We start from the raw sequence: 286 nt of genomic DNA on the forward strand, positions 1-286 counted from the left end.
CGCCGAAAGTGAGAAAAATAGCTTTATTGGGCAAATTCGCTTATCCAGAGCTGAGGTTAAATACATTGGCCGATAAAGCATGTATGCCTGTTTATCATTTTCACCGTATCTACCGCAAGTTCACTTTTGAGCCAATCAATGTAACAGTAAGGCGCATGTGTTTATTAAAAGCTTATGTAATGTTACTGCGTAGTTTTATGAATCAGCAAGATATCGCTAAACAGGTCCAATATGGCTGTGCAGCAGCCTTTAACCGTACGTTTACCGTATCCGTCCGCCAATCCCA

At 41.3% G+C, this 286-nt stretch carries 1 pseudogene; it reads left to right on the top strand.

Annotation, left to right across the window (positions count from 1 at the left end):
• Positions 1-286, top strand: a pseudogene (locus tag CWC18_RS20720) (hypothetical protein); the annotation flags it as partial.

This window comes from Pseudoalteromonas aurantia (genome assembly GCF_005886875.1).
GTDB lineage: Bacteria > Pseudomonadota > Gammaproteobacteria > Enterobacterales > Alteromonadaceae > Pseudoalteromonas > Pseudoalteromonas aurantia_A.